This window comes from Janibacter sp. CFPM2_SD2 (genome assembly GCF_057364645.1).
The window spans coordinates 1-4,338 of record NZ_JBNFOF010000237.1 but is presented as its reverse complement, the minus strand read 5'-3'; the positions used below and the strand labels follow the sequence as shown (position 1 = coordinate 4,338).

The window sequence follows — 4,338 nt, the reverse complement described above, 5'->3', positions numbered from 1 at the left end:
CCGGCGACCGGCATCGGCCCAGCCTGGTCTTCGTGCGCACCCAGGACGTCGAGCGCTCGTGGAGCCCGCCGGCGCAACCAGGGCCCGGTCACCGCGTCGATCCCCCGCGAGCGCCGCTCGGTCATCCTCGAGACCGCCACCCGGCTGGTCTTCCACGTGATGATCGCGCTCTCGCTCTACCTCCTCTTCTCCGGGCACAACCAGCCCGGCGGTGGCTTCGCCGGTGGCCTCGTCCTCGGTCTGGCGCTGCTCGTGCGCTACCTCGCCGGCGGTCGCGCCGAGCTCGACCGCGCCGCCCCGGTGAGCGCCGGTCTCGTCCTCGGGGCCGGTCTGGCCGTCGCGGCGATCTCCGCGCTCGCGCCGCTCGCCTTCGGCGGCACCGTCCTGCAGTCGGCGGTCGTCGAGTTCGACGTCCCCGTCTGGGGCCACGTCAAGCTCGTCACCGCGATGTTCTTCGACATCGGCGTCTACCTCATCGTCATCGGGCTCGCGCTCGACGTCGTCCGCTCGCTCGGTGCAGGTGTCGACAAGCAGGCCGAAGAGGACGGGGCCATCGCATGAACGCCGTCGCCCCCAACCTCAGCCTCGTCGTCGTCGCCGGCTTCCTCATCGCGACCGGCGTCTACCTGCTCCTCGAGCGAGCGCTCACCCGCCTGCTCCTCGGCATCGTCCTCGCGTCCAACGGCGTCGCCACGCTCTACCTCGTCGTCTCCGGACCGGCGAAGGGAGCCCCCTTCGTCGGTGCACGACCGGCCGACGAGATGAGCGACGCGCTCCCCCAGGCGATGGTGCTCACCGCGATCGTCATCGCCCTGGCCTCGGTCGGCTTCGTCCTCTCCCTCGCCTACCGCCAGTGGCGGATCACCGGCAGCGACGACGTCCCCGACGACGCCGAGGACGAGCTGATCAAGCGCCTCGCCGAACGCGACGAGGTCTCCAGCACCTACGACGACGACACCCAGTCCACGACCGAGGCCGAAGAGGAGGACGCGACCGCATGACCGTGGCCAACCTCCTGCCCATGCCGGTGCTGCTGCCGCTGCTCGGCGCCGCCCTCACCCTCGTCGCGCGCCGCCACCCCCGCGCGCAGGTCGCCATCAGCATCGCCGTGCTCGCCGCCAGCCTCGCCGTCGCCGCCACCCTCATGTGGTCCACCCACCACGACGGACCCATCGCGCTGTGGCTCGGGGCGTGGTCCGAGCCCTTGGGCATCGCGCTCGTCGCCGATCGGCTCTCGGCCCTGATGCTGCTCATCAGCTCCTTCGTCATCCTCGTCGTGCTCGTCTTCGCCATCGGGCAGGGCGTCGCCGACGGCGACGAGGACTCGCCGCTCGCGATCTACTTCCCGACCTATCTCGTGCTCTCGGCCGGCGTGTCCAATGCCTTCCTCGCCGGCGACCTGTTCAACCTCTTCGTCAGCTTCGAGATGCTGCTCTTCGCGAGCTTCGTCCTGCTGACCCTCGGCGGCAGCGGCACCCGGATCCGGGCGGGGACGACCTACGTCATCGTCTCGATGGTCTCTTCCTTCCTCTTCCTGTCGGCGATCGCCGGCGTCTACGCCGCGACCGGCACGGTCAACCTGGCGCAGCTCTCCCTTCGACTGCCCGAGATCGACCCGACGGTCTCGCTGGCGCTGCAGCTGATGCTCCTCACCGTCTTCGGCATCAAGGCAGCCGTCTTCCCGATGTCGGCCTGGCTGCCCGACTCCTACCCGTCGGCGCCGGTGCCGGTCTCGGCCGTTTTCGCCGGACTGCTCACCAAGGTCGGCGTCTACGCGATCGTGCGCACCCAGTTCCTGCTCTTCCCCGAGTCACCGCTGCACCACCTGATCATGGGGGCCGGCCTGCTGACGATGATCATCGGCATCCTCGGGGCAGTCGCCCAGCCGGGGATCAAGCGGATGCTCTCCTTCACCCTCGTCAGCCACATCGGCTACATGCTCTTCGGCATCGGGCTGGCGAGCGAGTCCGGGGTGTCGGCGGCGATCTTCTACATCGCCCACCACATCACCGTGCAGACCGCGCTCTTCCTCATCTCCGGCCTCATCGAGCGGGTGGGCGGCTCGACGGTCATCGACCGCCTCGGCGGGCTCGCCGCGAGCACCCCGGTGCTCGCCGCCCTCTTCTTCGTCCCGGCGATGAACCTCGCCGGCATCCCGCCCTTCTCCGGCTTCGTCGGCAAGGTCGGCCTGCTGCAGGCCGGCACCCAGGACGGCAGCATCATCGCCTGGACGCTCGTCGTCGGCTCGGTCGTCACCTCGCTGCTCACCCTCTACGCCGTGGCCAAGACGTGGAGCGCCGCCTTCTGGCGGCGCGCGCGGTCGAGGGCCAGGACCAGACCTTCGAGATGCCGACGCTCACCCCGAGCTTCGGGCGGCTGAGCGACGCCATCGGCGCCGCCGCGCGGCCCAGCGCCCCCTCCGACCCCGATCGCCCCGCCGCCCGGCGGTGACCCCAGGTCGAGCGGCCGATGCCGCCGCTCATGCTGGGCGCGGCCGCCGCGGTCGTCGCCTTCAGCCTGGGCCTCTCGCTCTTCGCCGGCCCGCTCTTCACCTACACCGACGCGGCGGCCCGGCAGATGCTCTCCAGCGATGCCTACGTCCGCGCCGTCCTGCCCGAGGAGGCGCCGTGAGCGACACCGCCATCGACACGACCCCGGCGACCCGTCGGCGCGGCGGCTTCCAGCCCCGGGCGATCATCGGCCTGGCCGTCGTGTGGGTCCTGCTCTGGGACCGCATCACCCTGGGCAACATCATCAACGGCCTGATCATCGGCGCGGTCGTCACGCAGATCTTCCCGCTGCCCTCGATCCAGTACTTCGGCCGGATCCACCCGTGGCGCCTCCTGCTGCTCATCGGGCGCTTCCTCGTCGACCTCGTGAGCGCCGCGGTCCAGATCGCCGGCGCCACCCTGAGCCGCCGCCCCAGCCAGGGTGGCTCGATCGTCGAGGTCCGGATGCGCACGCACTCGGAGTTCTACATGACGATCGTCTCCGCGCTCGTCTCCCTCGTGCCCGGGTCGATCGTCGTCGAGGCCCGACGCGGCGCCAACGTCCTCTACGTCCACGGCTTCCACGTCACCACGCCGGAGGGCATGGAGGAGCTGCGACGAGACGTCCTGGCCGTCGAGACCCGGGTCGTGCGGGCCATCGGCACCCCCGAGGAGATCTCGATCTGCACGCAGGAGGTCGCATGAGCATCATCCTGTCGATCGGACTCGGGCTACTCTTCGCCGCCGCCGGCCTGGTCCTCGTGCGCATCGCGCGAGGTCCGACCAACCTCGACCGCGCCCTGAGCCTCGACGTGGTCATCGTCATCGTCATCGGCATCATGGCGACGCAGATCGTGCGCAGCGGTGACGCCGGGACGCTGCCGATCCTCGTCGTCTTCAGCCTCACCGGATTCGTCGGGTCGGTCTCGGTCGCCCGCTTCATGGCCCGCAAGGACGATGCCTCGTGAGCTGGGCACAGATCCTCGACCTCGCCGGGGCGATCAGCCTGCTCCTCGGTGCCACCCTGGCCCTCGTCGGCGCGATCGGCTTGGTGCGCCTGCCCGACCTCTTCGCCCGCATGCACGCCGCCACCAAGCCACAGACCCTGGGTCTGCTGCTCATCCTGCTCGGCCTGGCGCTCACGGTGCGCACCTGGGCCTCGGTCGCCACGCTGCTCATCGTCCTCGGCGCCCAGGCCCTCACCGCGCCCGTCACCGCGCACATGCTCGGCCGCGCCGGCTATCGCACCGGCGTCACCGAGGACGACCTGCTCCACCACGACGAGCTCGGCGCCGCCTACCGCCGGATGAAGGCGCGGGAGGCGGAGCAGCAGCCCGAGACGGAGGCCTAGAGCACGACGAAGGGGGCCGGGCCAGCATGTCGCTGGCCCAGCCCCCTTCGTGTGGCGCGGTGGTCCGCTCAGACGCGGCCGTAGCCGGAGACGCCGTCGAAGATCGGACGGATCGAGACCGTCGAGCCGGTGCGCGGCGAGTCGATCATCATGCCGTCGCCGACGTAGATGCCGACGTGCCACGACGGGGAGCCGAAGAAGACCAGGTCGCCGGGCTGCGGGCTGGACACCGGGGTGGCGGCGGCCTGCTGGGCGGTGGTCACGCGCGGGATGGACTTGCCGGCCTTGGCGAAGACGTACTGCGTGAAGCCGGAGCAGTCGAAGCCCGCGGGGGTCGAGCCGCCGTAGACGTAGGGGGTGCCGATGTACTGCTTGGCGATCGCGATGACGCCACCGGAGGTCGGGGCCGGCGCGGAGGGAGCCTGCGTCGGCTCGGGGGTGCTGGCCGGGGCCGGCGTGGTCGCGGGGGCCTCGGACGCTCCTGCGAGCGGCTGGCGC

The 4,338-nt window shown here is 71.0% G+C and carries 8 protein-coding genes; 7 read left to right on the top strand and 1 reads right to left on the bottom strand.

Annotation, left to right across the window (positions count from 1 at the left end):
• The 7 genes from AC2W7J_RS16310 to mnhG all read left to right on the top strand — a co-directional run.
• The coding region (locus AC2W7J_RS16310; RefSeq protein ID WP_485983684.1) for an MnhB domain-containing protein at window positions 1-561 on the top strand (561 nt) is incomplete at its 5' end.
• Complete coding sequence (locus AC2W7J_RS16305; protein WP_341012925.1) at window positions 558-1,001, top strand: Na(+)/H(+) antiporter subunit C; 444 nt, start codon at window positions 558-560, stop codon at window positions 999-1,001. The genes AC2W7J_RS16310 and AC2W7J_RS16305, both read left to right, overlap by 4 nt.
• Window positions 998-2,380 carry a Na+/H+ antiporter subunit D gene (locus AC2W7J_RS16300; RefSeq protein WP_485983682.1) on the top strand — a complete coding sequence of 461 codons (1,383 nt, stop codon included), beginning with the start codon at window positions 998-1,000 and terminating at the stop codon, window positions 2,378-2,380. Before AC2W7J_RS16305 ends, AC2W7J_RS16300 begins: the two co-directional genes overlap by 4 nt.
• A gap of 89 nt (window positions 2,381-2,469) precedes the next feature.
• Window positions 2,470-2,631: a hypothetical protein gene (locus AC2W7J_RS16295; RefSeq protein WP_485983680.1), complete on the top strand. Its 162-nt coding sequence runs from the start codon at window positions 2,470-2,472 to the stop codon at window positions 2,629-2,631.
• Window positions 2,628-3,194 (top strand): Na+/H+ antiporter subunit E, encoded by a 567-nt coding sequence (locus tag AC2W7J_RS16290; RefSeq protein ID WP_255185212.1) that lies wholly within the window; start codon window positions 2,628-2,630, stop codon window positions 3,192-3,194. The genes AC2W7J_RS16295 and AC2W7J_RS16290 overlap by 4 nt, the downstream gene beginning before the upstream one ends.
• On the top strand, window positions 3,191-3,457 hold the full coding sequence (locus AC2W7J_RS16285) for an MrpF/PhaF family protein (RefSeq protein WP_255185211.1): 267 nt from the start codon (window positions 3,191-3,193) through the stop codon (window positions 3,455-3,457). Before AC2W7J_RS16290 ends, AC2W7J_RS16285 begins: the two co-directional genes overlap by 4 nt.
• A complete protein-coding gene (gene mnhG / locus AC2W7J_RS16280) occupies window positions 3,454-3,840 on the top strand; it encodes a monovalent cation/H(+) antiporter subunit G (RefSeq protein ID WP_427802857.1) in 387 nt (128 codons plus the stop codon). The genes AC2W7J_RS16285 and mnhG overlap by 4 nt, the downstream gene beginning before the upstream one ends.
• A gap of 68 nt (window positions 3,841-3,908) precedes the next feature.
• Here the strand turns inward: mnhG and AC2W7J_RS16275 are convergent.
• Window positions 3,909-4,338: C40 family peptidase (locus AC2W7J_RS16275; RefSeq protein ID WP_485983677.1), on the bottom strand; the 430-nt coding region annotated here is incomplete at its 5' end.

What these genes read in the sequence shown, in the direction of transcription:
- AC2W7J_RS16305 (WP_341012925.1), top strand. Translation starts at nt 558, where the DNA reads ATGAACGCCGTCGCCCCCAACCTCAGCCTCGTCGTCGTCGCCGGCTTC.
- AC2W7J_RS16300 (WP_485983682.1), top strand. Translation starts at nt 998, where the DNA reads ATGACCGTGGCCAACCTCCTGCCCATGCCGGTGCTGCTGCCGCTGCTC.
- AC2W7J_RS16295 (WP_485983680.1), top strand. Translation starts at nt 2,470, where the DNA reads ATGCCGCCGCTCATGCTGGGCGCGGCCGCCGCGGTCGTCGCCTTCAGC.
- AC2W7J_RS16285 (WP_255185211.1), top strand. Translation starts at nt 3,191, where the DNA reads ATGAGCATCATCCTGTCGATCGGACTCGGGCTACTCTTCGCCGCCGCC.